At 56.7% G+C, this 24,194-nt stretch carries 28 protein-coding genes; 17 read left to right on the top strand and 11 right to left on the bottom strand.

Annotated elements, in window-relative coordinates:
* Positions 1-88 precede the first annotated feature (88 nt).
* From Q0802_RS05150 to Q0802_RS05130, 5 genes are all read left to right on the top strand, one after another.
* Entirely contained in the window at positions 89-1,306 is a 1,218-nt protein-coding gene (locus tag Q0802_RS05150; RefSeq protein ID WP_298914557.1) for an MFS transporter, read from the top strand.
* A gap of 454 nt (positions 1,307-1,760) precedes the next feature.
* Positions 1,761-3,275 (top strand): ABC-F family ATP-binding cassette domain-containing protein, encoded by a 1,515-nt coding sequence (locus Q0802_RS05145; protein WP_298914554.1) that lies wholly within the window; start codon positions 1,761-1,763, stop codon positions 3,273-3,275.
* A gap of 285 nt (positions 3,276-3,560) precedes the next feature.
* Positions 3,561-4,010, top strand: coding sequence for a hypothetical protein (locus Q0802_RS05140; protein ID WP_298914549.1), 450 nt, complete (start codon positions 3,561-3,563; stop codon positions 4,008-4,010).
* Positions 4,011-4,058: 48 nt separating this feature from the next.
* Positions 4,059-4,658, top strand: coding sequence for an RNA polymerase sigma factor (locus tag Q0802_RS05135; protein WP_298914546.1), 600 nt, complete (start codon positions 4,059-4,061; stop codon positions 4,656-4,658).
* On the top strand, positions 4,655-5,173 hold the full coding sequence (locus Q0802_RS05130) for a cupin domain-containing protein (RefSeq protein WP_298914543.1): 519 nt from the start codon (positions 4,655-4,657) through the stop codon (positions 5,171-5,173). Before Q0802_RS05135 ends, Q0802_RS05130 begins: the two co-directional genes overlap by 4 nt.
* Here Q0802_RS05130 and Q0802_RS05125 read toward each other — a convergent pair.
* Entirely contained in the window at positions 5,170-5,616 is a 447-nt protein-coding gene (locus Q0802_RS05125; protein ID WP_298914540.1) for an A24 family peptidase, read from the bottom strand. The genes Q0802_RS05130 and Q0802_RS05125 overlap by 4 nt on opposite strands.
* A 239-nt stretch (positions 5,617-5,855) precedes the next feature.
* Between Q0802_RS05125 and Q0802_RS05120 the strand changes: the two genes are divergently transcribed.
* Both Q0802_RS05120 and Q0802_RS05115 read left to right on the top strand, forming a co-directional pair.
* A complete protein-coding gene (locus Q0802_RS05120; RefSeq protein WP_298914537.1) occupies positions 5,856-7,463 on the top strand; it encodes a DUF4331 domain-containing protein in 1,608 nt (535 codons plus the stop codon).
* A gap of 25 nt (positions 7,464-7,488) precedes the next feature.
* Entirely contained in the window at positions 7,489-7,716 is a 228-nt protein-coding gene (locus Q0802_RS05115) for a hypothetical protein (protein WP_298914535.1), read from the top strand.
* Between the two features lie 53 nt (positions 7,717-7,769).
* Here the strand turns inward: Q0802_RS05115 and Q0802_RS05110 are convergent, their stop codons facing one another.
* The 7 genes from Q0802_RS05110 to gspL are packed head-to-tail and all read right to left on the bottom strand — an operon-like array spanning position 7,770 to position 14,428.
* A complete protein-coding gene (locus tag Q0802_RS05110; protein WP_298914532.1) occupies positions 7,770-8,603 on the bottom strand; it encodes a type II secretion system protein GspK in 834 nt (277 codons plus the stop codon).
* Entirely contained in the window at positions 8,600-9,082 is a 483-nt protein-coding gene (locus tag Q0802_RS05105; RefSeq protein WP_298914528.1) for a prepilin-type N-terminal cleavage/methylation domain-containing protein, read from the bottom strand. The genes Q0802_RS05110 and Q0802_RS05105 overlap by 4 nt, the downstream gene beginning before the upstream one ends.
* Positions 9,079-10,143: a penicillin-binding protein activator gene (locus tag Q0802_RS05100; protein WP_298914525.1), complete on the bottom strand. Its 1,065-nt coding sequence runs from the start codon at positions 10,141-10,143 to the stop codon at positions 9,079-9,081. The genes Q0802_RS05105 and Q0802_RS05100 overlap by 4 nt, the downstream gene beginning before the upstream one ends.
* A 30-nt stretch (positions 10,144-10,173) precedes the next feature.
* Positions 10,174-11,364, bottom strand: a complete 1,191-nt coding sequence (locus Q0802_RS05095; RefSeq protein WP_298914523.1) for a type II secretion system F family protein — start codon at positions 11,362-11,364, stop codon at positions 10,174-10,176.
* 3 nt (positions 11,365-11,367) lie between these two features.
* Complete coding sequence (locus tag Q0802_RS05090) at positions 11,368-12,828, bottom strand: ATPase, T2SS/T4P/T4SS family (protein WP_298914520.1); 1,461 nt, start codon at positions 12,826-12,828, stop codon at positions 11,368-11,370.
* A complete protein-coding gene (gene gspM, locus Q0802_RS05085) occupies positions 12,825-13,262 on the bottom strand; it encodes a type II secretion system protein GspM (protein WP_298914518.1) in 438 nt (145 codons plus the stop codon). The genes Q0802_RS05090 and gspM overlap by 4 nt, the downstream gene beginning before the upstream one ends.
* A complete protein-coding gene (gspL, locus tag Q0802_RS05080; protein WP_298914515.1) occupies positions 13,259-14,428 on the bottom strand; it encodes a type II secretion system protein GspL in 1,170 nt (389 codons plus the stop codon). The genes gspM and gspL overlap by 4 nt, the downstream gene beginning before the upstream one ends.
* Before the next feature lie 85 nt (positions 14,429-14,513).
* Here gspL and gspG point away from each other — a divergent pair, with 85 nt between their 5' ends.
* The 8 genes from gspG to Q0802_RS05040 are packed head-to-tail and all read left to right on the top strand — an operon-like array spanning position 14,514 to position 20,619.
* Positions 14,514-14,990: a type II secretion system major pseudopilin GspG gene (gene gspG / locus Q0802_RS05075; protein ID WP_298914512.1), complete on the top strand. Its 477-nt coding sequence runs from the start codon at positions 14,514-14,516 to the stop codon at positions 14,988-14,990.
* Complete coding sequence (locus Q0802_RS05070) at positions 14,987-15,463, top strand: prepilin-type N-terminal cleavage/methylation domain-containing protein (protein ID WP_298914508.1); 477 nt, start codon at positions 14,987-14,989, stop codon at positions 15,461-15,463. Before gspG ends, Q0802_RS05070 begins: the two co-directional genes overlap by 4 nt.
* 5 nt (positions 15,464-15,468) lie before the next feature.
* Entirely contained in the window at positions 15,469-15,843 is a 375-nt protein-coding gene (gene gspI / locus Q0802_RS05065; RefSeq protein WP_298914505.1) for a type II secretion system minor pseudopilin GspI, read from the top strand.
* The gene (locus tag Q0802_RS05060) at positions 15,840-16,703 is read left to right on the top strand and encodes a type II secretion system protein N (protein WP_298914502.1); all 864 of its coding nucleotides are present in this window, start codon (positions 15,840-15,842) and stop codon (positions 16,701-16,703) included. Before gspI ends, Q0802_RS05060 begins: the two co-directional genes overlap by 4 nt.
* A 5-nt stretch (positions 16,704-16,708) precedes the next feature.
* Complete coding sequence (gspD, locus tag Q0802_RS05055) at positions 16,709-18,607, top strand: type II secretion system secretin GspD (protein ID WP_298914500.1); 1,899 nt, start codon at positions 16,709-16,711, stop codon at positions 18,605-18,607.
* Positions 18,607-19,206 (top strand): sigma-70 family RNA polymerase sigma factor, encoded by a 600-nt coding sequence (locus Q0802_RS05050; protein WP_298914497.1) that lies wholly within the window; start codon positions 18,607-18,609, stop codon positions 19,204-19,206. The genes gspD and Q0802_RS05050 overlap by 1 nt, the downstream gene beginning before the upstream one ends.
* On the top strand, positions 19,203-19,862 hold the full coding sequence (locus Q0802_RS05045; RefSeq protein ID WP_298914494.1) for an anti-sigma factor: 660 nt from the start codon (positions 19,203-19,205) through the stop codon (positions 19,860-19,862). The genes Q0802_RS05050 and Q0802_RS05045 overlap by 4 nt, the downstream gene beginning before the upstream one ends.
* Positions 19,855-20,619, top strand: a complete 765-nt coding sequence (locus tag Q0802_RS05040; RefSeq protein ID WP_298914491.1) for a hypothetical protein — start codon at positions 19,855-19,857, stop codon at positions 20,617-20,619. Before Q0802_RS05045 ends, Q0802_RS05040 begins: the two co-directional genes overlap by 8 nt.
* An 87-nt stretch (positions 20,620-20,706) precedes the next feature.
* Here the strand turns inward: Q0802_RS05040 and Q0802_RS05035 are convergent, their stop codons facing one another.
* The gene (locus Q0802_RS05035) at positions 20,707-20,838 is read right to left on the bottom strand and encodes a hypothetical protein (RefSeq protein ID WP_298914488.1); all 132 of its coding nucleotides are present in this window, start codon (positions 20,836-20,838) and stop codon (positions 20,707-20,709) included.
* Positions 20,839-20,976: 138 nt separating this feature from the next.
* On the opposite strand from Q0802_RS05035, the gene Q0802_RS05030 reads away from it, so the two are divergent.
* Positions 20,977-22,419, top strand: coding sequence for a GMC family oxidoreductase (locus tag Q0802_RS05030; protein WP_298914485.1), 1,443 nt, complete (start codon positions 20,977-20,979; stop codon positions 22,417-22,419).
* A gap of 65 nt (positions 22,420-22,484) precedes the next feature.
* Here Q0802_RS05030 and Q0802_RS05025 read toward each other — a convergent pair whose 3' ends face one another.
* Positions 22,485-22,862 (bottom strand): MerR family transcriptional regulator, encoded by a 378-nt coding sequence (locus tag Q0802_RS05025; RefSeq protein ID WP_298914482.1) that lies wholly within the window; start codon positions 22,860-22,862, stop codon positions 22,485-22,487.
* 68 nt (positions 22,863-22,930) lie between these two features.
* Between Q0802_RS05025 and Q0802_RS05020 the strand changes: the two genes are divergently transcribed.
* Positions 22,931-23,185 (top strand): zinc ribbon domain-containing protein, encoded by a 255-nt coding sequence (locus tag Q0802_RS05020; RefSeq protein WP_298914479.1) that lies wholly within the window; start codon positions 22,931-22,933, stop codon positions 23,183-23,185.
* Between the two features lie 69 nt (positions 23,186-23,254).
* On the opposite strand, the gene Q0802_RS05015 is transcribed toward Q0802_RS05020, so the two are convergent.
* A complete protein-coding gene (locus tag Q0802_RS05015; protein ID WP_298914476.1) occupies positions 23,255-23,908 on the bottom strand; it encodes a methyl-accepting chemotaxis protein in 654 nt (217 codons plus the stop codon).
* Positions 23,909-24,194: the final 286 nt, after the last annotated feature.

Genomic DNA, 24,194 nt, shown 5'->3' with positions numbered 1-24,194 from the left:
AGCGTTTTGCTTCATCTAGTGTCTGCTGGCTTGCAGTGACCGCACTGCCGTGCGACGCTCTACCCTTGCAGATGAGAATGAGGTCAATATGGCAGCGCCGCTTCTGATCAGAAACAGAAACTACCGCCTTCTATTTGGCGCAGGCACGTTGACCAACCTTGGCGACGGCCTCGTCTTGCTCGCATTGCCCTGGCTTGCCACTTTGATGTCTCAAAACCCCGTGGCCATCGGCGCCGTGGCGGCAGCGGGTCGGCTACCATGGTTACTTTTTGCCATACCCGCAGGTGTGGTGATCGACAACGCAGATCACAAAAAACTAATCGCCCGCGCCGACCTTCTGCGTGCGGCGATTGTATTGGCAATCCTTATGTTGGCCATGAATGACCATGTGGAGGGTGCGGTCTGGGTGTTGGCAGGGCTGGCTTTCTTACTGGGTTCTGCGGAGGTCCTCAGAGACAATGCCGCTCAGACAATGTTGCCGTCCATCGTGGACTCCAAAGACCTGGAGGTTGCCAATGGCCAACTCTGGAGCAGTGAACAGCTGACCGGTCAGTTTATTGGGCCACCCTTGGCGGGTATATTGATCGCCGCCGGCATTGGTATCCCCTTTGGCCTTGATGCCGCGTTACTGGTTTTGGCCGCCGGGTTGGTGTGGATGATTTCCCTCAAACCACGTGCCCGTGTTCAGACAAGTTTCCGTAAAGCGCTGATGGAAGGGATCGCATTCATGCGAAGCGATCCCCTATTGTTGCGGCTTGCGGTTGTGTTGGGGATCGCAAATTTCATCGCCACGGCAACGATCACCATTCAGGTTCTGTTTGCTCAGGACGTTTTGGTCATATCCGCCTCTTCCTATGGCATGATCCTGTCCGTCGCCGCAGTCGGGGCCATCACGGGAAGCCTGCTGGCGCCCCGGTTCATCGCAATGCTGGGAACACAGCCTTGCCTGTATCTTTCAATTGCCACCTGGGGCGTTGGCTATGCGGCGATCGGTTTGAGTCATTCCGGAATGGCAATGGCCATCGCCTTGTTCTTTGTGATGGCGGCGGCGATGCTCTGGAATGTGATCACGGTGTCTTGGCGACAAAGACGCATCCCGGCTAATCTGCTCGGTCGGGTCAATAGCATCTACCGTTTCTTTGGGTGGGGATCGATGCCGCTGGGTGCCTTGGCGGGCGGTCTGCTGGTGTCGATGCTGGAACATGAATTCGGCCGCGAAATAGCGCTTCGTGCCACATTCCTGTTTGCTGGGGCGGCATGCGCGTTACTGCTGATCTACGCGCTATTCAAGCTGCGTCTGGATTGAACAAGTAAGCTCAGCGCAAAGCCTGTTTTGATTGATCTCTCAAGCTCTTGGTTTCCGGCATCGCATCGGGCATCTGCTCTACGCCCAGCAGAATGATGGCTCACAACGTAGCGCCATGGCGCATCAGGTTGTTTTATAAAACGCGCGAACCACACCTTCTGGCATAAAAACTTCCCCGTGAGGAATGATGCCAGCGCGGTTTCTCATCGATAGCATCGATTGCCTCCTTTGCTATGCTCGGATCAGAGGCTTGACCAACCCGCTGCACCCGCTTAAATTTCAAAGCGAAGGTCAAACACTCACAACGGGAGGGCAAAAGCTGAGCATGCGTATCATCCGCCGACTTCAGCATGGTCCCCGTACTGCCCTGCAGATCCGTTTGCAGGGCTGACCACTTACCGGTCTGCCCATTCCGCCGCACAGCGCGGCAACATATATATGTGCAGAGACCACTATGACCTTAATCAATGTTCAATCCCTTGGGGTGACCTTGGGTGATCCGCTATTCGACAATCTCACATTTACGATTTCCAAGGGCGACCGCATCGGTCTGGTTGCCGCCAATGGGCGGGGAAAGTCCACTTTGTTGGGCTGCCTGGCAGGCAGTTTCGAACCCACAACGGGTGACATCACCCGCGCCCGAGGCTTGCGTGTCGGACATGTGAAGCAGGATGTTCCCGCGCAAGCTTTGACAAAATCCTTCTACAACTGGGTTTTGTCAGCGCTCCCCCAGGAGCAAGCAGACTATGAAAGCTGGCGGGTCGATGTGGTCTTGGATGACCTCATGGTTCCGATCACGCTACAGCAAGAACACCTTGTTCATCTGAGCGGAGGATGGCAACGCACGGCCCTGCTGGCGGCAGCGTGGATCACCGAACCAGATATTCTGTTGCTTGATGAACCGACCAACCATCTTGACCTGCACAGGATCGGACTGCTGCAAAACTGGCTCGGTGCTCTACCCCGCGACACGCCCGTCGTTACCATCAGCCATGACCGGGCCTTCCTGGACGCAACCACCAATCGGACATTGTTTTTGCGCGCGGATCGCAGCCGCATATTTCCATTGGCCTTCACCAAGGCCAGAGCCGCGCTGGAAGAGGCTGACGCCGCCGACGAACGTCGCTTTGCCAATGACCTGAACAAGGCCAGCCAGTTACGCAAGCAAGCGGCCAAGCTAAAGAACATCGGGATCAATTCCGGCTCTGACTTGCTGATCACCAAGACCAAGCAGTTGAGTGACCGCGCCGCCAAGATCGAAGCAGCCGCCAAACCCGCCCATCACGAAAGAGGTGCCGGGAACATCAAACTGGCCAACAGCGGCACACACGCGAAATCACTGATCACACTGCCCGACGTCCGTGTGACAGTTCCGGATCAGCGCGACCTGTTTCGCACGGGGACAAAGTGGATCAACCAGGGTGACCGGGTCGTTTTGCTGGGCACCAACGGAACGGGAAAGACCCAATTCGTCAAAATGATCCACCGGGCACTATTGGGAAAAGAGCCCGCGATACGCTGTGCGCCGAGCGTTGTTCTGGGATATTCTGATCAGCACCTCAGCCAGCTGGACGATGCGGGCACGCCCATGAGCGCCGTGGCGGGCCAATTCGATGTTGGTGACCAGCGCGCACGCGGGTTGTTAGCCGGGGCCGGCGTCAACATTCAGATGCAGGACACCAGGATAGCAGCGTTATCAGGTGGCCAGAAATCGCGACTGGCGATGCTGGTGTTACGGTTGCAAAACCCCAATTTCTATCTGCTCGACGAACCGACAAACCATCTGGACATCGAAGGACAGGAAGCATTGGAGGAAGAGCTAACCAGCCACGGTGCATCCTGCCTGGTGGTCAGCCACGACCGGAGTTTCCTGCGCAACGTGGGCACCCGCTATTGGCAGATCGAGCAGAAACGACTGATTGAAGTGGACGATCCGGAAGCCTTTCTCTCTGCTGAGATGTCGGGCTGACGTAAAAGCGCAAGGCGATCCCCACCCGCGGCTTGGGCCATCACCTTTTAGGCCGCCAAAATTAGTTTTGTTTAAGTTTCAAGACCGCCAAGTGGCTCATCGCAGTCGGGGGACCTGACGATTTCCCCCATGTTACTTGCATCCGTCTGCGAGGTCCGTCCGTCATATTCTAATACAAACCGAAAACGCATAACCCCGTCGCGAAACATGGCATTCAAAACTCACATCTCATCATTGCTGCGGCGCCAGCGGGAAGATCAGAGAACGGAGCCCGCGGAGGCTGATTTGCGGCTGCTGGTACCGCTGACAGAGTCGCTGGATTTGAACTGCCCTCAACATGGGCTTCTGGAAGGAATTGAAGCAGAACTCGATACGAGCCAAGCGCAGCCCGCAAGATCAGTGGAAAAGTGGTGCGCGACGCTGCCATTGTTCCTGGCCTTTGCCTTCGGCGCTTTGATCGCTCTGGGTATTTCAGGAAACAGTCGCGACGGTTTAGAAATAAGCATCCGTTCGGAAGCAGACGAAGCCTGGCTGTCGTTGGGCGTGGTTACCCTGCGCGGCGCGGCCTTGCATGCATTTGTCGCGGCCAGGTGCCAAGATCACTCTCATCTGACCATCGCTCTAACTAGTGGTCACAAAAACGAAAAACCCTCTCTGCGCGGCAAAACTGAACCGTATGCGCAGCCGTCAAGAACGCATTCTGGTGAAAAAATTCTGATGGCCTGCAACTTTTGACCCACGGCTCCCGTCCTTGCTAGATGCCAACAGAACGGGGAGACTGCCGTGGGAGTGACCAGACTGGTGCCCGCATCGGAATCGAAGAAAAGCGAAACCAAGCCTATGGCCGCCACAGAACAATGCCGACAACTGGCGCATTTGCTTGCGGCCTGCGCCGAGGGTGATCGAGCCGCATTTCGCCGATTTTATGACTTGAGTTCGCGCTATGTATTCGGCGTGATCCTTGCCATTATGAGAGATCGCGATCTGGCCAGAGACGTCGCGCAAGAGGCGTTCGTGCGCATCTGGAAAAGATCACACCAGTATCGCCCGGACAGCGGCAACCCGCTTTCCTGGATCGGCACAATCGCCCGAAACTGCGCAATCGACAGGCTAAGGTCCGAGCGTACGCGTGGTTTTGTGGAGTTCACAGATGACGTCCCGGAGTTCTCCGACCTTGATGACCCGGCAAGCCACACGCTCGACAGCCTGGTGATCCGGCGCCTTCTTGCGGACCTGCGTCCCGACCATCGCAAGGCGCTGATGCTTTGCTATTTTCAGGGTTACACCTACATCGAGCTCGCGGGTGTACTGGATATTCCCGTCGGCACCGCGAAAAGCTGGGTCAGACGCGGATTGGCTGCTCTGCGCGAGGCAATGGAATGAAACAGGATACCGACAATACAATGCGTTCACAGGATAAAATGGTTAGTAATCTCGACACGATCCCCGCCATTCCGGGCACCATGCCACAATTGGGCAAAGGGGCTGACGAAACGCTCGCGCAGTTGGCACCATTGGCTCAATCTCTCCCGTCCGCTACGCCACCGTCCGATTTGTTTGCGGCCATTGAACGTGAACTCGACGCTGAACCGAAGGCCGCAACGCAGGTACAGCGAGCCGATGAGGGGGAGTGGACCAAACGGTCGGACCTGATCTGGAAAAAAATCCTCACGCGTGATCCCCAGAGCGGACGGTGTATGTATCTGTTGCGCTGCCTTCCCGGCGCGCGGATCAAACCACATATCCATGATCGCTCCGAGCATCTGTTTATTATCGAGGGTGAATTCTGGATGAACGGCAAGCTCTTCACGGCAGGAGACGCACAGTGCTCAATGCCAGGGACCGAACATCATGAAATCACGATGCCAAACGGATGCCTGGTTTTGATCAGCGCCTAGATATGGGTCTGCTGTACCCAATTGAGCAAGAAACTGGCCGACAACCACGGACCGAAGGCCAGTTTTTGTCGCTTCAGGATCATCGCATAGCAAAGTGCCGATACTGCTGCCAAGGCGACCAGCCCGGGCAGCGCTGCCCACCCCAGCCACGCCCCTGCCCCTGCGAGCAGTTTGGCGTCTCCAAGACCTAAGCCGTCGGTGCCCGTCCGCCGGAAATATATCTCTCCGACAACCGCAAAAACCAGATAGCCTGAGACGACCCCGAATAGGTGTTGCACAGGCCAACCGGATGCGTAAATCGCCGAGACAATGAGACCCGAGATCACCAGCAAACCATTGGCAATATTTGGAATTCGCATGTGATTTATATCCCAGACGCTGATCCAGAGCAGCATCATTGCCAGCCAGATTGTGACGGTGATCGGAAAGGATTCATATGGCATATACGTCTTCTTTTCCAACGAATGGCCTCATCTAACTAGCAATACGTGACGTGCCCTGAATTTGTTGCGCGGGCTGAAACTAATTCTCAAAGCCTGCCGTTTTAGTGATTACAGCTTGAACAATCCCTCAGCGGAAACCCGCGACCGGACTCAAACCGCTGTCGCGCAAAGCCCAGGCAAAAGATGCTTCTTTTGCCAACGGAGACGCTTTGCGTGGAACTGAAACGTGAGGAACGAAAATGAAAACCAACCGACCCCTTGCCATGAGCAGCTTGCTTGCCGCAGCCATCATGGCCGCTGCAGCGCCGGTCACCGCGTCGTCTCATCGTGAGGCACCTGCCATTACCGAGCATCCCAAAGTGGATGGCACAGATTTCTACATCTTTCGCAGCTACGAGCCCGGGCGCGAAGACTACGTGACCTTCCTGGCCAACTACCAACCCTTGCAGGTCAATTACGGCGGACCGAGCTACTATACGATGGATGCAGACGCGCTTTATGAGATCCACATCGACAACGACGGCGACGCCATCGAGGATCTGACATTCCAGTTTGAGTTCGACAACCAATTGGCAAACGGCGGCGCGGGCATTGGCCTGGACATCAACGGTGAACGTGTGGCCATTCCGCTGAAATACGCAGGAAGCATTCTGCCCAACGATCAGTCTCTGCTGAACGAATCCGAGAGCTATGGCATTACTTTGGTTACGGGCGACCGCCGGAGTGGCAACCGTAACGCCGTGACCCGTTCCGGTTCGAGCGATACTTCCTTCACAAAGCCACTCGATCACGTCGGCCTGAAAACCCTGCCCGACTATGACGGTTACGCCGATCAGTTCATCTACGATGTTGATGTACCCGGCTGCGACACACCCGGTCGGGTCTTTGTCGGTCAGCGTTCAGATGCGTTTGCCCTGAACCTCGGCGAGGTATTCGACCTTATCAACCTTGTGCCCATCGAAGGCGACAGCGCGCCCGGAGCGGGCGATGGTGGCGGTCAGGTTGGTGGTATCACGCAGAGCCGTGCCAATGATGACGTCTTCGGCAAGGTCAACGTATCGACCATCGCGCTGGAAATGCCGATTTCCTGCCTGACCTCTGGGGATGAGACGGTGATTGGCGGCTGGACCACTTCGAGCCTTGCCCAGGCCGAACTGGAAGATGCCACACCGGGCTATGAGGCAACCTCGAAGATTGGCGGCGCGTGGGTACAACAGTCCCGTATCTCTACACCTCTGATCAACGAGGTCGTCATCGGCATTCCCGACAAGGATCGCTTCAATGGATCGGAGCCGATTGATGACGTTGAGCTTGCGACATATGTGACCAACCCTTCCTTCCCTGCGCTGGTCGATCTGTTGTTCCGGGGTGATCTGGGCGCGACAGATAACATCGCGCCCTCGAACTTCCCGCGGCAGGATCTTGTCACGACTTTCCTGACCGGCTTTCCTGGCCTGAACCAGCCCGCGAATGTGCAGCAGGCAGAGATGTTGCGTCTGAATACCGCGATCGTGCCAACGCCGCGGGCCAACCAGCATACGCTGGGTGTCGTCGGCGAGGATCTTGCAGGTTTCCCCAACGGGCGTCGCCCGGGCGATGACATCATTGATGTCACGTTGCGGGTCGCCATGGGCGCGCTCTGCCATCCTGTGCCTTTGGGTGCAGAGCTGGGCATCGACGGGGCGGTCGAGGATGAGGCAAGCGATTTGATCAACCTCGGGCTTTGTGCGGAAGCTGACGCGCCTGTCGGCGCCGAGGCCTTTACCGATGGCGCGCCCATTGCTGCCACTGAATTGCAAAACCGCTTCCCATACCTGAACTCGCCAATCCCAGGATCGCCTAATTGATCCTGATAAAAGAGAGGAAATCCCGATGAATACTCCCTATGTAAGAGCAGGCTGTTTCGCGCTGATAGCCGTCCTTCTGGCTGCATGTTCCGGTGATGACGCTGTCGGGGGCCAGACTGGCCTTGCAGCCGCACTCGCCGCCCTTGGGGGCGATTTTCAGACGGCGTTTAATCAGGGTCGCAACGACACACCCATCAATGTCGATATCGCGACACTAACGCTGAACCGCACAGCAGAACCGTTCGAATTCTGAGTTAAGGCAAGACTGTGTTAACCATCAGGCGTCGCGGGAGAATCCTGCGGCGCCTACTTCTTTGGCGATTGCTCAGAAGGCAGATCGATCACCCGCCCCGACTTGGGGTCGCGCAGCACCCGACGATCATAGGTCATCGTTACATCTCCGACAGTTGCTGTCACCGAGATATCATAGTTGTGAGATTGCCAGCCTGCGAGTGCTGGTTGCACCACCCCCAGATCAGAAAGATCGGCACGGATCAGAAAACCCTGCGACGCCCGACGTGCGCCTAAGCTACGGGCAACAATTGCGTTGGCAAAGACCGCTTCAAGCACGGGTTCCGAGGCGGTGTTTAAATTGATCGTAGCCGGTTGCAGCAACGTCGTCACATGGGGGGCGAGCACGGCAACCGAATTATCGCTGATCCCATACATCATCAACGCGTCAACAGACGGCAGCGGCCCCTTTCGAGCCACGACATCGACAATCTCCGCTCCCAACTCCCGAGGGAGATCCAGCGCTCCCAGCAACTGATCGAACACACGTCTTTGGGTAAGGGCGTTGCCTGTGAGGCTGTTGATATCGAACCGTCCTTGCGCATCGGTCACGGAAACCGAATACGATCCAAAGTCAAATGCGGTTTCCTGCTGGGCCACCAGCGCCCATGGCTCTCGCAGGTGATCACTCTCCGGGGCAGTCATCAGATCGCGCCTCAGAGCGGTTCGCAAGGAGGCAACCCCACCTTTGGCCAGCGCATATGCCTGCGCGCGGTCCGTGGCCTGCCGAACGTCCCTGATAGCCGTTTCCTGCGAGGTCAGCATCGTCTGCACGAGTGCCGCGGAAATCGCTATGACCAGAAGCACGTTGATCAGGGCAACGCCATCGTCGGACCTCTGCGGGATCATTCTGGCCAACGAGGGATGGACGACAGCGGCACCAATCTGCGGATCGCGTGGGTGGTATCGCCCTCTGGTAAAAGGTTGATTTCAACCGCCTGAATTTCACCAACGTCTGTTACGCTCCAGAACGCGCGCGCTGGATATACCAGAACCTGTTGGACAAGGGCCGGCTGTTCGGAACGCTCGATCCTGCGGCGCAGCCCCTTCTGAGATGAGAAGTACGTGATACGGTCCGCTGATGAAACCAGCGTGATCCGATCCTCTTCGAGTACAGAAAGGCCTTGTGATCGCAGAACATCCGCCTCGAATATACGAAGCGCCAAATCCAATTGAGCAACTGCCTCCAGGCGGCCATCCGTCTGTCGATCTGTGCGCACAATGGCATCAAGCACATTAAAGCTTGCCAGACCGATCAACGAAAAAACGGAAAGCGCGACAAGCATCTCGATCAATGTCACACCCGACTGCCCAGCCCGCGTTGTCATCCGACCTTGACGATCCGACCGTTGCTGACCTGCAGAATGGCCAGTTTACGCATGCAGGTTCGATCTTTGCGGAATGAGCATTGGCCCAGAAGCCCTTCGACGGGCGCATTAACGGCCAACTGTATCTGACCCCGCCGATCTCTTGGCAGGCCAAATGCAAGCATGACGGCATCAACGGCCAACCCGGAAATGATCCCCATTTCTTCTCCCAGCTCATTTTGATAACTGGAGGAAAGGCGTCCAAAGAGAGTTGGATCGGGGCCGGTGAAGCTCATGGATTTGATATCCCCAAGAGTATCCGGCGGCACATCTGCCCATTGCAGCGAGCCGATCACCGCCTTGCCGGCACTACTGGCCATCCGCGCAAGCTTCAGGCCCTCTGCGTCAGCGGCCGGTATGTAAATGCTGTCAGCCGCTACGCCATCGCCGTTTGCTTTCAGACGCCGGTTAAAATCACCTGGGTTTGCGCTCTGAATGGGCGGCATCAGTTTGACACGTTGCGCGCGGGCGGCACGTGCCAAGGCTTCAGCCGACCGCACGCCGAACGCCCCACCAGGCTGGAGCATGGCCATGCTGCCAAATCCCTTTTGCTTGGTAAAGGCAACCGCCGCCTCTGCCGAATGCGCCGGTGTCACACCAAACACCCAGGCTCCGGTTTCTGTCAGACGATCATCATTGGAAAGTGAGATGACCTGCGCCCGCGGTTTGGTTTTCATCACGGACTCAGTATGGTCAGAGAACAACGGACCTACGATGACCTCTGCGCCCGCGCCGTCAGCCAATCTTGCGGCTGCGGCAGCACCTGCGGGCGATGGCCCGGTGTCAAAAATCTCGACACGTTGCCGCAAGCCGCTGCGATCCTCGACAAGCCAGACCGCCTTGGCCATGGACTGCCCCAGTCTGGCCTTTGGCCCAGTGAGGGGAAGCAGCATGGCCGTACGGGCGGGCTCTGTCGGGATCGGTGCGCGGCTTTGAGAAGGTGCCACACAGGCACTAAGCAAAGGTAGACTTCCTGTCGCGGCCAGACAACCAAGCAATTTTCGCCGCGTAAATGTATGCATTCCAAGGATTCCTTTCGTTTTCTGGCCCGGTCAGACCACCAGATTGTTGAGGTTCACGATGGGCAGGAGGATGGCCAGCACCAGCAACATCACGATCCCACCCATGACCAGCAGCACCAGAGGTTCAACAAGACCGACCAGCGCCTTGACGATCGCATTGAGCGAGAGGGCAGTGTCTTGAGCGTATCGAGCAAGGGAAAGCGGCAACGAGCCTCCTGCTTCGCCGCTTGCCACCATGGTAATCATCATTGGCGAAAAGATACCGTGGCTGGACAAGGCTTGCGACAAGGCCGCCCCGTCGCGCACGGCATTCGATACTTCTGTCAGCGTGGCACGATAGGCGAGGTTGCTCACCGTACCGCTCGCAGCTGCCAAGGCATCGTCCAGGCTGACGCCGCTTTGCGTAAGAGTTGCGAGCGTGCCGGCAAACTGTGTTGCCGCGATTTGCCGGACAAGTCTGGTTCGCAACGAGATGCGATGCCACGTCATGTGCAGCCTCGGTACCTGAAGCGCGCGCCAGATTGCGAAAGCCGCAGCAAGCAGCCCTGCAATGAGGTGAGGCCACCAGATCAAAATACCGTCGCTCAGCGCGATCAGAACGAGCGTCAGGCCCGGCAAATCCGCGCCCCGGCTTGTGAAAACACGCACGATGTCCGGCACAACGAAAACCAATAGCGCAATGACGACGGCCAAAGAAACAACCGCCAGGATTGCCGGGTAAATAAGCGCCAGTTGAATACTGTTTTTATTTCGTGACCTGCTCTCCACATGGTCGGCCAGATGGCCCATCACCGCACCCAGTTTACCCGCCGCTTCTCCGGCCCGGACGGATGACACATAAAAGGCGTCAAATATTTTCGGATGCTTTGACAATGCGGCGGCAAGGCTCTGACCTTCGACAATATCGGTTTTCAGCCCGTCAATCATGCCCGCGACACGGGCACCGGATTGCCGGGCGATGGCCGTCAAAGCGTCATCAATTCGCACGCCACTTTCGAACAACGTCGCCAATTGTCGGGTCAGTATTGCCAGTTCACCCGGCGATACTGATTTCCGGATCACAATCGACGGCAAAGCCGCTAATTCCGTTTGTTTGACGTCCAACGGAATGAGATTCCGACTGCGTAAAACGCTGGTAGCTGTCTGTATGTCGGCGGCTTCGAGCTTTCCCCGCTGTGTCTCCCCGGAATTCGTTGCAGCAATATATTGGAAACGTGGCATGCCTCACTCCGCAGTTTCGTAAGTCACACGCAGGACCTCTTGAGGCGTGGTCAGACCGGCGCGGATTTTCTGAAGACCATCCGCGACAAGGCTTTGCGCGGACTCGCGTGCGATCAATTGCAGATCCGCCTCTGACAAACCGTCGGTGATGCCCCGTTCGAGCCGGGGCGTGGCTTCAACCACCTCATAGAGAGCGACGCGACCGCGGTAGCCGGATTGGCCGCAGGAGGCACACCCGGTCCCACGTTGCACGATATCGTTTCGCGTCGTTCCCAGAGCTTCTGCTTCGTGGCCGGTCATGGTATCGGGCGCTGCGCAATCGGAGCACACTCGTCGCACAAGACGCTGGGCAATTACGCCCCGCACCATCGGCGCCAGAAGGAACCGCTGCACCCCCAGATCAACCAGCCGGTTGATACTGCCCACCGCCGTATTCGTATGCAGCGTTGACAGGACCAAATGCCCCGTCATGGCGCTTTCCACCGCGATCCGGGCGGTCTCGCCGTCCCTGATTTCACCTACCATGATTACATCAGGGTCCTGTCGCAGAATCGCGCGCAAGCCCCGCGCGAATGTGAGATCAGTCGCCGTGTTCACCTGCATCTGACCGATGCCTGCAAGCGCGTATTCGATAGGATCTTCGATGGTCATGATGTTGCGTTGGCGATCATTGAGCGCATCCAACGCGGCATAAAGCGTGGTAGTCTTGCCCGACCCGGTTGGCCCGGTCACCAGGACAATGCCGTCAGGAGATTTCAGCATCCGCCTGAATGCAGCGCCCGCCGTATCTCCCATCCCCAAACCAGACAGGCCCGCGCGGGTCTGGCTCCGATCCAGCAGTCGAAGAACGACTCGCTCGCCATATTGCGCAGGTAAGGTCGAGATACGTACATCCAGTTCAAAATTGCCAACGCGCAGGGAGACCCGGCCGTCCTGGGGCACACGTTTTTCGGAGATGTCCAGCTTTCCCATCACTTTGATCCGGCTACACAACAACGGCGCCAATGCCCGGGAGGGCTCAAGCACATCGCGCATGACACCATCGATCCGGAAACGCACGACAAGACGTTTCTCCTCGACCTCAATATGCACGTCCGAGGCCTTTTCACGGGTTGCCTCAAGCAGGAGCGCATTGATCAAGCGCACCACCGGCGCGTCGTTGCGTTGATCCAGCAAGTCATCCACAGCCGCTGCGCTATCGGCAAGCGCCGCGAGATCACCACCACCCACATCCGCCTGAGCGGCGCCAGCGGCGGCGTGAGAATTGTCGCGATACATCGTCTCCATACGTGCCGCCAACACGGTCGCCGAAACCTTGCGCAGCTTTAACAGGCGAGATTGATGCCGTTGCACCTCAATCAAGGCTGCCACGGACGTCGCCTCGGTCATCAGACAGGTCTCGCCGTCTTCCAGAACAAGCAACCCATGGTCTCTGGCAAAGGCGTAGGAGAGCTGTCCGGTCATCGTGCAGGCTCCAGTGTGATCCGTGTCGAAACCGTCCCGGGTGCCGTGCGCCTTCCCATTTCGACCGCGCTGATGCGCAGCCCTTCCTCTTGCGTCAAAGACGCCAGCCAAGCGATTACAATCGCAAATGGCGCGTCATCCAAGGTCACGGACATGGCTGCCCCCGACGGCTCCAATCGGCGTATCAAAAGGTTCGCCGCTTCGGCGCTTTGGGTCAGGATGCCCTGAATGGGACGGGGCGTGTTTGTAACGACCGTACCGTCGCTGGATGCCAGAATATCAGCTATTGCATCAGCTTTCTGGATGCGTGTCAGGCTTTCAGCTTTCAACGTGATCATGGGCGAGATCAACGCGATCCAAATCGCCCAGGCCAAAACTGGTGGAACACCGGCCAATAGAAACCGGATTTCCCGTGCTGACAGACTGCGCTTCACGACGCATCCCTCACCTGCAGGAGGATTTCAGCACCGCTTTCAGTCGCGGTTGCCGTGCCGCTCGTGACCTCCATACCCGCATCGCTCAATGCGACTTCAGAGGCTTGCAAAGAGCTGAACTCGCGACCCTGAACAAGTAGTGTCAGCACGTCTTCCTGCGCGCCGTAGCGCAATTCGCGAAAAGTGACTTGAGCATCCTGAGCGTCCAAAGCACGCGAAACCTGCGCCAATAGTGTCATGAAACGATCCTGTCTCTGGGGTGCGATTTGTTCCGAAATTCGTGCCGCGATCTGAAAAAGCGGTTGCCCTATAGAAGCATCCGGTACGCGCTCCGCGAGGTCAGCGGTCACAATTGCGGTCCGCTTCTCGGCAATTGCGGCCAGTGCGCGCGCCTCCACGGCCAAAAGTGTGAGTTGTCCGATAGCGCAAATGATCAGGGCTATTGCCGAAAACCTGACAAAACGGCGTGGCGCCCTTTTGCGATGTTTGAAGGCTCCGCGTCGCAAGTCCATCTGCAGATCATTCGGGTCCGCTGGTGGCGGGTTGCTCGAAAGATCGGTGACGTCCGGTCCTGAATCCAATGGGCCTGTTAGCGAAAAAAGTTCCGGTTGACCGCCCACCTTCCAGAACGTTGTAAAATCGTCAGCGCGACAAACAAAGCCCGTTGCATCCGTTGCACGGACGTAAACTACCGATGCCTCACACCACAAGTTCCACGCATGGCCGTCGGTTTCGGGTCGCGGAATACCAAGCACATCCGGCAAGGCAGCGCCCGGAAGTTCAGCATTGGGGATGGCTCTCGCCAGCGCATCATCGTCGCAACAGGCTACAAGGTAATGGTCGCCCTCGAACGACGGACCCAGTGTCAGCTCCGCGCCTCCCGCTTGCTCGCAAAGCTGACCGCTTAGCGCAAATGCCATCGCCTTGCGACGCTGACGGGGCGATTTCAGTGGCAGTAACACGTTGAAAAGACTGACCGCCCCCGTCGGCAGGACAATCGGCGCCGGACGATTGGCCTCACGCGCGGCATCGTTCAACCGCGCGGCAAGCGCATCACTAACACCCGGGATGCCACGCCCTGGCAACACGGGGACGAGAGCACGCGAGGGCAGGCCCTCGTGGTTTCGCCCAGTGATAGCGCAGCCGTCACCGCATTGTGTAACCATTTGATTTTCCACAATAAAATACTTTTCATCGCGACATTTCGTGTCTATGTACCCAGACTTACGAGACTCGAAAGGAAATGGTTTCATGACCCAACTCACACTCAAGCTGCGCACCCACCGCCCGACAGATGCAGGCGTCACATTGATCGAGATGATGGTAGTACTTGTGATGATCTCCGTTGTTGCGGCCATCATCGTCCCAAATGTCATCGGCCGACCCGATGAGGCGCGGGCCAGTGTTGCTCAAACGGATCTGCGCTCCATTGCCAGTGCGCTGGAGCTATACCGCCTTGACAATCGGAGCTATCCGACCACCGGACAGGGTTTGTCTGCCTTGGTCGACCGCCCTGTCAGCCCACCCGTTCCCCGGAATTGGCCCGAGGGCGGATACCTCACCACACTTCCACAGGATCCATGGGGCAATGCCTACCTGTATCAATCGCCCGGGTCAGCGGGCGCGTTCGACCTTGTATCGCTCGGAGCAGATGGCGTGCCGGGTGGTGACGGGACAGCAGCCGATATTGCGCTCGACGGACATCCCTCAAAGCTCTCATCAAGATGAGCAACCGCCGGAACGACGCCGGAGTCACGCTGGTCGAAATGCTTATCACCCTTGTTGTGATCGGCGCGATGGCCGGTGCCGTCGCCTTGGCCATCGCGCCAAAGTCAAGGGGCAACTCTGCCGAGCTTATGGCGCTCAAATTGTCGGCCGATCTTGCCCGGGCTGTTCAATACGCAATGGATCATGATCAGGCTTTCGGTGTGAAAGCGGGGCAGGATGGATACAGCTTTTGGGTTACCGATGGAAAAGACTGGCAGCAGCATCCCACGGCTTCGCTGCACGATCTGAAACCTTTTGGAGAGAACTTACGTATCTCGGTGCAGGACCATGAAGATGTGGTCTTTGCCGTGTCGCGGTATCTGGTGCCTAGGGCCCGGACACCATGGCAGGTAACATTGAAGCAGGGATCTTTGACGCATCTTGTGACCTTTGACGGGATCACAGCGCGGATCGCTCTGGCAGGCGGAGACTAGACAGGATGCGACGTGCACAGGACGCTGGATTTACCCTCATCGAAGCGCTTGTTGCCCTTGGCATCCTGTCGACCGCATCGATCTTCTTGTTGGCCATATCGCAGTCGCATGTCGCCCGCGTCGGGCAGATTTCGGATCGTAGAACTGCGCTCTGGATCGCTGAAAACCGGCTTGTTGAGCTTGAACTGGGTATGGTCGATTTGCCCGCAGAAGTGACCGCGCTGGGTGGGCTTTGGCGAATTAACACCGACAGATCCGCAACCTCTGACCCCGATTTGACCCGCGTGGACATCCGCGTGGCCGCAAGCGGAGGAGGACTTACCGCCGCTTCGGCGCTGCTGACCGGATTTGTCGAAACCCGGAAAGCAGGTGGATCATGAAATTTGATCCATGGCATCTGGGACAACTCGGAATTGGTATTTTGGTCGCCGTGCCCCTGATCTGGCAGACGCCTTCGGTTGTGCGACATTCGCTGGGTATTGTGGTGCTGGAACAACCAGAACGTTCCATCAACCAACCAGACACTGATGACCCAACGGTCGACCTGACGGCGCTGTTGGCCTTTCGCCCCTTTGGACGGGCAGCAGCCGAGGCGACAACAGACTTTGGTGCGCCTACCAACGCGCTGCCTGATCTGACATTGAATGGTGTTCTGAAGTCGGCGAGAGCGGAAGCTTCCGCCGCACTTATCTCGGTGGCAGACGTTCAGGATCTTTTCCGTGAAGGCGACCCGATTTCCGAAGGGCTTCGCGTTGAATCCGTCGCCTCCGATCACGTCGTTATCCGTTCAAGAACCAAGAAAATCATTCTGACATTCGAAGAAACCCAGGAAACAGAGGGGGAAAAAACCCGAAATGCCACCGCCGAGACGCCGATCAACAACCGCCTGCGGGCGGCCGCTGTTGTAGCAGATCGCACGTCCCGCACGGGCCTTCCCGAAACCACGCAGGAATACATCGCCTATTGGCGTCAGAAGATACGCAAGAACCCGCAGGCCGTTCTGGACACGATTGGGCTGGAACCCGTCGGGGATGGCTACCGCATTGCCCAAAAACACAACCGCGGCGTTCGGCTCGCGGGACTGCAGGCTGGTGATCTGGTGCGGAGTGTCAACGGCAAGTCGGTTGGCAATCCGAAGGAAGATCGCAAGACATATGATGCCATCGCCGCATCTGGCCAAGCGCGCATTGAAGTTCAGCGCGGCGACAGGCTGCTCACATTTTCATTTCCGCTTAGGTGACCGCTTTGACGTTTTTCAGATCAACGCTTGCAGCCGGGCTATTGATGGTCTCGCCGCTTCTTGCGCAGGAAACGGAGGATGGGTTCATCATCAACCTGCGCGACACCGACATTACTGTGCTGGCCGAGCAGGTGGCACAGATCAGCGGTCGAACATTGATTGTTCATCCTGAGCTGCGCGGCGAAATAACGGTTGTTTCGGCGGAACCCTTGGACACCGAAGGCGCCTGGGAGCTTTTCCAGTCGATCCTGAGAGTGCGCGGATTTCAGGCGGTCCAAAGCGGCGCGATCTGGCAAGTCCTGCCCTTGGAGACCGCCCGCACCGCCTCGCGTGTCACAGGTGCCCAAAAACCCGGCAGCCAGGATTTTGTGACGCGGCTTGTCATCCTGGACCGCTTGCCATCTGGCGAGGCCGTGCGCGTGTTGCGCCCGTTGGTGGCGGTTTCAGGCTCGATTGAAGCGCTGGAAGAACCGAACGCAGTGCTGATCACCGACACATTGGAAAGCACCGCGAGGATCATGCAATTGGTGGCGGAGTTGGATCAGGAAGACACCCGGCAATCACGTGTGCTGCGGTTTCAACATACCCAGGCATCCGTTATCGGCTCTGCAATTGCAGAAGTATTGGGGCCCGACCCAACTGGCGCGCGCCTGTCTGTAGACCCGATGTCCAATACGCTGCTGGTCAGAGGGTCGCTGGAAGATCTGGATGAAATTCAGGCGCTCGCCAGTTCGATGGACGTGCCCCCCGAAGAAAACCCACAAATTGCGCTGACGACCGAAGTGATCCGGTTGCGCTTTGGCGAGGCAACGCAGGTGGCGGAGCTGGTACGGGCCACGTTGACCGGATCAGCCGGATTGACCAACCCCGTTTCAGAAAGCCTCGAAAGCGAGAGCCTCCAGAGTATTGCCGCAACCGATGGCATCGAAGACGTTTCGGTGCAGGCCTCCACCGAGCTGAATGCAGTCGTTGTGCGGGGAACGGCGGCACAAATCCGCGAAGTTGTGGCCTTGGTTGGGCGTCTTGATCAAAGGCGGGCACAGGTGCTGATCGAAGCCGCTATCGTGGAAGTTTCGGGCGATGTGGCGCAGCGGCTGAGCGCACAGCTTGGTTTTGGTGATCTGGCGCCACCCGGTGGGCTGGCAGCAACATCATTCAGCAACGGTGGCGTGTCACTGGGCTCCGTCCTTGCAGCAATCGGTGTGCCCAACGCGTCTTTGGCACCAGCGGGAGGCAGTTTCAGCATCGGCAATGACAACTTCGGGCTTCTGCTGCAGGCACTGAACCAGACCAGCAAAGCCAACCTGCTGTCCACGCCATCCCTGACGACACTAGACAATCAGGCCGCGTCCATCGTGGTCGGGCAGAACGTACCGTTTCGTACAGGCTCCTTCGCCACGGACGGCAACACCGTGCAGCCATTCACCACCATCGAGCGACGGGATGTCGGCATCACCATGAATGTACTGCCAAGGGTCAACGCGGGTGATGTCGTCCGACTGGACATCAGCCAGGAGGTATCCTCTCTGGTGAACGCCAATCTGGAAGGCGCCGCAGATCTGATCACCAACCGCAGGTCCATACAGACAAGTGTTCTGGCAGATGATGGCGCGACTATCGTTCTTGGCGGCCTGATCACACGTGATGACCTGGAGAGCCTGCAAAAAGTACCCGGTGCAGGTGATATCCCGCTCCTCGGCAATCTTTTCAAGTCACGGAGCACCACCCAAAACCGCAGAACGCTCTTTGTCTTTCTCAAACCCACCATCCTGAGATCAGCACCCGACATACGCAAAACCTATGATGCGCGTCTCAAGGCATTGAGCGCGGCCCGTGTAGAGCAACAAGGCAAGGCAAAGGTGCCGCGTGCGCCGGTCAAACTGGAAATCGGAGGACTTTATTGATGAACAATTCGATAGCCGTCGATGGCAGCAACAACGTAACACCTCTTCGGCGGGTTGAGCCTGACCTGTCTGATCTCATCCGCCGCGTCGCCTCTCGCGACCGAGCGGCCTTCGATCAGTTATATCTGGTGACGTCGCGCAAGCTATTTGGCGTTACTTTGAGAATGCTGAAAGATCGCGCGGAAGCCGAAGACGCGCTACAGGAAGCTTACGTACGCATCTGGCAAGAAGCGGATCGCTTCCGACCAGGTCAGGCACAGCCGATGTCCTGGTTGATCGCAATTACACGCAACCTGTCCATTGACCGCTTGCGGCGCCGAAAAGCACCATCGGTTCCCATTACCGATGCCTTCGATATAGCCGACACCGCGCCCGGACCCGAAACGATGACAGCCCATTCGATGCAGCGCGCGCAGCTCGATCAATGTCTGGAGAAGCTAGGTGCTCGCAAGGCCGAAGCCGTGCAATCAGCCTATATCGAAGGCTACAGCTATCAGGAACTCGCTGACAGGTTTCAAATCCCGTTGAACACCATGCGTACATGGCTACGTCGAAGTCTCCTGTTGCTGCGCGATTGCCTGAAGGAGAATTCGCAATGAATGTCACCGACACGCAGGACGCAGATGCCGCCGAATATGTCATTGGTCTCATGGGTCACGCCGATCGAATCGCGTTTACCGAGCAACTGAAGAAAGAACCTGCTTTGGTTCAAAGTGTCTTCGCATGGGAAGAGCGCCTTGCTTCTCTCAACATCGAATATCACCTGGCGAGCCCGCCCGACTGGGTGAAGAGGGCCATTGATCGACGCTTGTTTGGCAAGCCAGCAACAGTCGGGCGCAGTACATGGCGCTTGCCCTTCTTACCAACTCTTATCGCGGCAGGGCTGGCAGCGGTTCTGGTGATTTTCAGTTCGCAATTACGGCCCAATTCACCGGAATATGTTGCGCGTTTGGAAGCCATCGAAACGGGATACTCTTTCCAGGCCAGCTATGATCAGGGAGATCAGTTGTTGACAGTCACACCGCTTGAAAGCCAGCGGCCAGAGAACACCGATTTCGAAGTTTGGCTCATTGGCGACAATGGTGTGCCTCTTTCATTGGGCGTCCTGCCGCCCGGTGGGCAGATAAATGTGCGATCAGATGTCTCGATAGCGCAGGGGCTGACATTGGCCGTCAGCTTAGAACCTCTTGGCGGTTCCCCAACCGGAGCCCCTACAGGGCCGGTTTTATCCGCAGGAATTTTGAACGATGTTTAGAATACTGGGCTTGTTGACGGCGATGATCCTCGGCGGGATGGCAGAAGCCCACGAATACTGGCTGGAACCATCCGCGTTCCTGCTGGAACCGGACGAGGAACTCTCCGTTACCGTGCGCGTAGGCGAGGCCCTTGAAGGGCGTACCTTCCCATTCGATCCACGCGCTTATAAGGCGGTAATTTGGGCGGGGGCCCGTGATCAGGTCGATCTCAGTGCGCAGCAAGTTCGGGCAAAAGTCAGCGAATTGCAGCCTTTTGGCAACGGTCTGCACAGCCTCACGGTTTCGTCCTACGACCAAACTCTAACATATAAAAATCGGAACGATTTGCTGAGTTTCCTGAAATCGGTTGGTCAGGAGGCACTAATTGAAGAGCTGTCTGATCAAGACCTTCCAGCCACCAGCATTACGGAGATGTACCGCCGATCCTCAAAGCTTCTTGTCCACTTTGGGACACTTGATGGCGAAGATAGCCGCAGGAGCTTAAGTCGTGAATGGGTTGCCATGGGAAATGGCTTTGTTTTGTTTGACCAAGACGGCGTCGCGGCAAATCAATCCGTTCAGATTCTTTGCCGCTCGCAGGAAACCGGCGCGGTGTCCATGTCGCTGACCATGAAAACCCATGCCGCCGGTCAGGTGTCGCCTCGCCTGCCCGAGAGATCGGTTTGCTTGCTGAATTCGGTTTTTGTCGAGCCGGGGGGAGCCAAAAGCGATCTGAAAAGTGACTGGGTATCGTTGCATTTCAAAACGTTTCCCTGAGGACAGACGACCAATGCGGGCACGAAAATCCGCGACGCAAGCACGTGATGGCACCCTCCCAACGCGGTGACCATAGATACGCGTCGGTTAGGTGATGTGGCCGCCTTGGTCGAGCTTTCCGCCACCTTTCTTGTCAATCATCAAACGATGTGCAAGTTTGCGGACAGCTTCAATATCCCCCGGTTTCAGTATGATTTCGCGTCGAAAATTCTTCTCCATTTTGCTTGTTCCGTTCCTCGGACACCAATTAGGCGGCATTGCCAAACTTGGAGAGCGCTGGGTTGTTCGGAACGGATGGATACTTTCGACCAACGACATTGAAAGGCTGCGCGATCATCATAAGAACAGGGGCTGATCTTGCTGCGATATCTGACCCCTGAAACCGGAATTTCGGCAAATTATGATGTATGTGTGATCGGCGCGGGTGCTGCCGGCATTTCCTTGGCTCAAAAATTGCGTTCAAGAGGGCAAACGGTCTTGCTGGCCGAAGGCGGCGGCGAAGACTGGGAAGACGACTCGCAGGCAATATACCAGGGTAGCGTTGAGGGCGACGAGTACTTTGACATCGAAACCGCGCGTCTGCGTTTCTTTGGCGGCACCACAAATCACTGGGGGGGGATGTGCCGTCCGCTGGAGGAGTTGGATTTTCAAGCAAAACCCGGTTTTCCGCTTACCGAGTGGCCTATCTCGCGTAGCGATCTCGATCCGTTTCTGGATGAAGCCCGCGAAGTTGTCGAAATCCCGGAATTCCCGGACGACAGCGCGCTGGAAGGCACGGATGATCTACGCAGAGTTCATTTTGTTTTCTCGCAACCGGTACGTTTTGCAGAGAAGTACCGCGAACCGTTTTCCTCCGACCCCGGCATTGATGTCTTGCTGCATGCCAACGCCCAGGAGGCCATGTTAGAAGACCAGAAAATAACATCCGTCCGTTTTGAAAACTACTCCGGCCATTCGGTTGTCGTGAAGGCAGATGCGTTCGTTCTTGCCTGCGGCGGCATCGAGAACAACCGCATTTTATTGCAGTGGAATCGGGATCATAACAATGGTTTAGGCAACAAAAATGACCTTGTCGGACGTTACTGGATGGAGCATTTGACCCAAACCATCGGTGAGGTTGCTTTTTGTGAAGGGACGTCTTTTGGAGATGACGACGTTTACCTGCCCTTCTCGCGAAGCCGATTGTACGTTGCCCCGACACAACGGTTTATGACCGAAAATGGGTTGCTGAACTGCCGAATCCGGCTTGACCGCGACCCGGATATGGACTGCACCCCACCAAGCTGGATAGCCAAGTTATTGGGCACGGCGCCCGAAGCGCCTGCCCGCATCGCGTGGTTGCGCAGTTCATCGGAACAAGAACCCGTGTTTGAAAACCGTGTTACACTGTCCTCGGACGTAGACCGATTTGGCAATCCGCGTGCGAAGTTGCACTGGCGTCGAAGCGATCTGGACCGAAGGACATTTCGAGAACCGGCACTAGCCCTTGGACAATTTTTTGCAGAAAAAACCAAGGTCAGGATGCGTCTGGATGACTGGGTCTTATCATCTGAGCTTGAGTTTAGTTGTGAAGGCGGTGGTCATTGCCCCGGCGGCTATCATCACATGGGCGGTACACGAATGGCGGCAACCCCGGAAACGGGCGTTGTGGACTTGAACGCTCAAGTATTTGGAAGTGACAATCTTTTCTGCGCAGGGTCATCAGTTTTCCCTTCTGGCGGTTTTTGCAACCCAACGTTTTCTATTGTTCAGCTCAGCCTGCGATTGGGCGATTATCTTGCAGACAGGAACCTAAAATAGCGGGCTGGGATATTTCATGCACCTGCCGCCTGCGACAGGTGTTGAGCTAGTCGCCTGTTGGCATGTCACTCGCCCGAAGGCATGGTTTTGTAAGGCGCAATTGCAAGCGCCTGCCGTGTGTCTTCCAGCGTTTTCAAAAACCTCAGAGAAGCGTCGATGCGGGCCTGAACCTCTTCGATCTTGCTGGCGAGAAACGCATCGCCGTCCAGATCATCCCCGTCCGCGGCATCAAGTTGCGATAGCAGGATTGCGAGGTCTCCGATGCTGACCCCCGCTGCCTGCGCGTCCCGAACGACCTCCAGCGTCATGATCGCCTCTTCCGGGTAGGTCTTGTAGTTATTGCCGCCTTCGCGACCGCATACCGGTATCAGACCCTGCTTTTCATATAAGCGGATCGCGTCGCGGCTAAACCCGGATCTCTTTGACAGTTCTCCAATACGCATCTAAAACCATAGATTATGAACCATGGTTTAGATTCCATGGTTTTGAAGCACAGATCAAGGAGAATATTATGGGGAAAAGATGCCAGAGTTGCGGAATGCCGTTTGATAGGGACCCTGAAGGTGGCGGCATCGAGAAAGACGGAAGCCGCAGCGTAACGTATTGTTCGCTGTGTTACGCGGACGGGGCATTTCGCCATCCCGGAGTATCCGTCGAGGAGTTTCAGTCACACTGCGTGGATGCCTTGACCGCCAAAGGGATGCCCCGGATTATGGCTTGGGCCTTTACCCGCGGAATTCCAAAACTCGACCGATGGACGGCCTGAAAAGCTCCCAGCTGAAAAATGCAGGCAGATCAGTCGTGTCGCATAAGCTCTTTTACAGCACACATCGCCCTATCGACCGGATTTCATATTGTCGATGGCAGTACGGGCGCTTTGAGACAAGCTGCGAATTTCGGTGCTGATATGCGCGAACCCAGCCCCTTGATCGCCGAGCCGCGCAGCTTCAACGGAAGCGTTGATCGCGACGTAGAAAATTTTCTTACTTATCACATCCAGTTCCGCGATCGAATGTTTCGACATATTGGCGTGCTTGTACTGTCGCGACAGAACCATGGTCAAAAATGTTTCGCGCAAGACATTGATGGCTTCGAGAACTGCTGGGCGCATCATTTCACGAATCGACTTCAGAACGGCGGCGCGCCGATCAGGATCGGTCTGATCAGAAGCGAAGTCTTTCAAAAGCTCATGTGTCTGGTCCACAGAGTTGGCAGCGACCTGGCAAATTTCGCGGTGCGCTGCCTCAACCATAGCCCCTTCTGCCTGAAAATTCTCGCTGCCCGACGAACGCAGCAAATCCGCCGCACGGTCCATTCTTCCAGAAACATCCTGAATGTCCGCATTGCCGCTCTGTTCAAGAACGAAGTCGATCGGAATCCACAGCACTGGAAGAATCTCATCTTCAAGCTGCACAACGGAATCTTTGGTCCAGTCCAGATTTAGTTCCATATCAGGCCTTCGTACTAACGCTGAACCGATGACTATCATTGATAGGTTAATCAGGTGTTCGAAAGATCATGTCCTCAAAACCGAAAGCTGGTCTAAGAAACCGGGCAAGCAGCAGCGACAAAACATCCCTACGCTCGCGCCAATGATCCGCAGTCAATCTCTGCCGAATCAAACCTTTGTTTGCCTCAGTCGAATTTGGATAGATGCTCAGAAAATTGGCGGACGGCTCATCACCTTATCAACCATTGGCCCGTCAGAAACCGGGCGGAGACATTTACAATTATGCGGCGATTGCAACATTGCGATCTAATTGCCGGTATGTCTT

Source organism: uncultured Roseobacter sp. (genome assembly GCF_947495275.1).
Taxonomy (GTDB): domain Bacteria; phylum Pseudomonadota; class Alphaproteobacteria; order Rhodobacterales; family Rhodobacteraceae; genus Roseobacter.
Note: the sequence above shows the minus strand (reverse complement) of the source record. Positions and strands in the feature narration are given on the sequence as shown.

Coding starts and splice junctions, on each gene's coding strand:
- Q0802_RS05025 (WP_298914482.1), bottom strand. CDS start 22,862: ATGCGTATTGGAGAACTGTCAAAGAGATCCGGGTTTAGCCGCGACGCG.
- Q0802_RS05115 (WP_298914535.1), top strand. CDS start 7,489: ATGAATACTCCCTATGTAAGAGCAGGCTGTTTCGCGCTGATAGCCGTC.
- Q0802_RS05060 (WP_298914502.1), top strand. CDS start 15,840: ATGAAATTTGATCCATGGCATCTGGGACAACTCGGAATTGGTATTTTG.
- Q0802_RS05120 (WP_298914537.1), top strand. CDS start 5,856: ATGAAAACCAACCGACCCCTTGCCATGAGCAGCTTGCTTGCCGCAGCC.
- Q0802_RS05145 (WP_298914554.1), top strand. CDS start 1,761: ATGACCTTAATCAATGTTCAATCCCTTGGGGTGACCTTGGGTGATCCG.
- Q0802_RS05020 (WP_298914479.1), top strand. CDS start 22,931: ATGGGGAAAAGATGCCAGAGTTGCGGAATGCCGTTTGATAGGGACCCT.
- Q0802_RS05035 (WP_298914488.1), bottom strand. CDS start 20,838: ATGGAGAAGAATTTTCGACGCGAAATCATACTGAAACCGGGGGATATT.
- Q0802_RS05100 (WP_298914525.1), bottom strand. CDS start 10,143: ATGCATACATTTACGCGGCGAAAATTGCTTGGTTGTCTGGCCGCGACA.
- Q0802_RS05095 (WP_298914523.1), bottom strand. CDS start 11,364: ATGCCACGTTTCCAATATATTGCTGCAACGAATTCCGGGGAGACACAG.
- Q0802_RS05050 (WP_298914497.1), top strand. CDS start 18,607: ATGAACAATTCGATAGCCGTCGATGGCAGCAACAACGTAACACCTCTT.
- Q0802_RS05110 (WP_298914532.1), bottom strand. CDS start 8,603: ATGATCCCGCAGAGGTCCGACGATGGCGTTGCCCTGATCAACGTGCTT.
- Q0802_RS05070 (WP_298914508.1), top strand. CDS start 14,987: ATGAGCAACCGCCGGAACGACGCCGGAGTCACGCTGGTCGAAATGCTT.
- gspL (WP_298914515.1), bottom strand. CDS start 14,428: ATGGTTACACAATGCGGTGACGGCTGCGCTATCACTGGGCGAAACCAC.
- Q0802_RS05105 (WP_298914528.1), bottom strand. CDS start 9,082: ATGACAACGCGGGCTGGGCAGTCGGGTGTGACATTGATCGAGATGCTT.
- Q0802_RS05150 (WP_298914557.1), top strand. CDS start 89: ATGGCAGCGCCGCTTCTGATCAGAAACAGAAACTACCGCCTTCTATTT.
- Q0802_RS05130 (WP_298914543.1), top strand. CDS start 4,655: ATGAAACAGGATACCGACAATACAATGCGTTCACAGGATAAAATGGTT.
- gspG (WP_298914512.1), top strand. CDS start 14,514: ATGACCCAACTCACACTCAAGCTGCGCACCCACCGCCCGACAGATGCA.
- Q0802_RS05125 (WP_298914540.1), bottom strand. CDS start 5,616: ATGCCATATGAATCCTTTCCGATCACCGTCACAATCTGGCTGGCAATG.
- gspI (WP_298914505.1), top strand. CDS start 15,469: ATGCGACGTGCACAGGACGCTGGATTTACCCTCATCGAAGCGCTTGTT.
- Q0802_RS05045 (WP_298914494.1), top strand. CDS start 19,203: ATGAATGTCACCGACACGCAGGACGCAGATGCCGCCGAATATGTCATT.
- Q0802_RS05015 (WP_298914476.1), bottom strand. CDS start 23,908: ATGATAGTCATCGGTTCAGCGTTAGTACGAAGGCCTGATATGGAACTA.
- Q0802_RS05040 (WP_298914491.1), top strand. CDS start 19,855: ATGTTTAGAATACTGGGCTTGTTGACGGCGATGATCCTCGGCGGGATG.
- Q0802_RS05090 (WP_298914520.1), bottom strand. CDS start 12,828: ATGACCGGACAGCTCTCCTACGCCTTTGCCAGAGACCATGGGTTGCTT.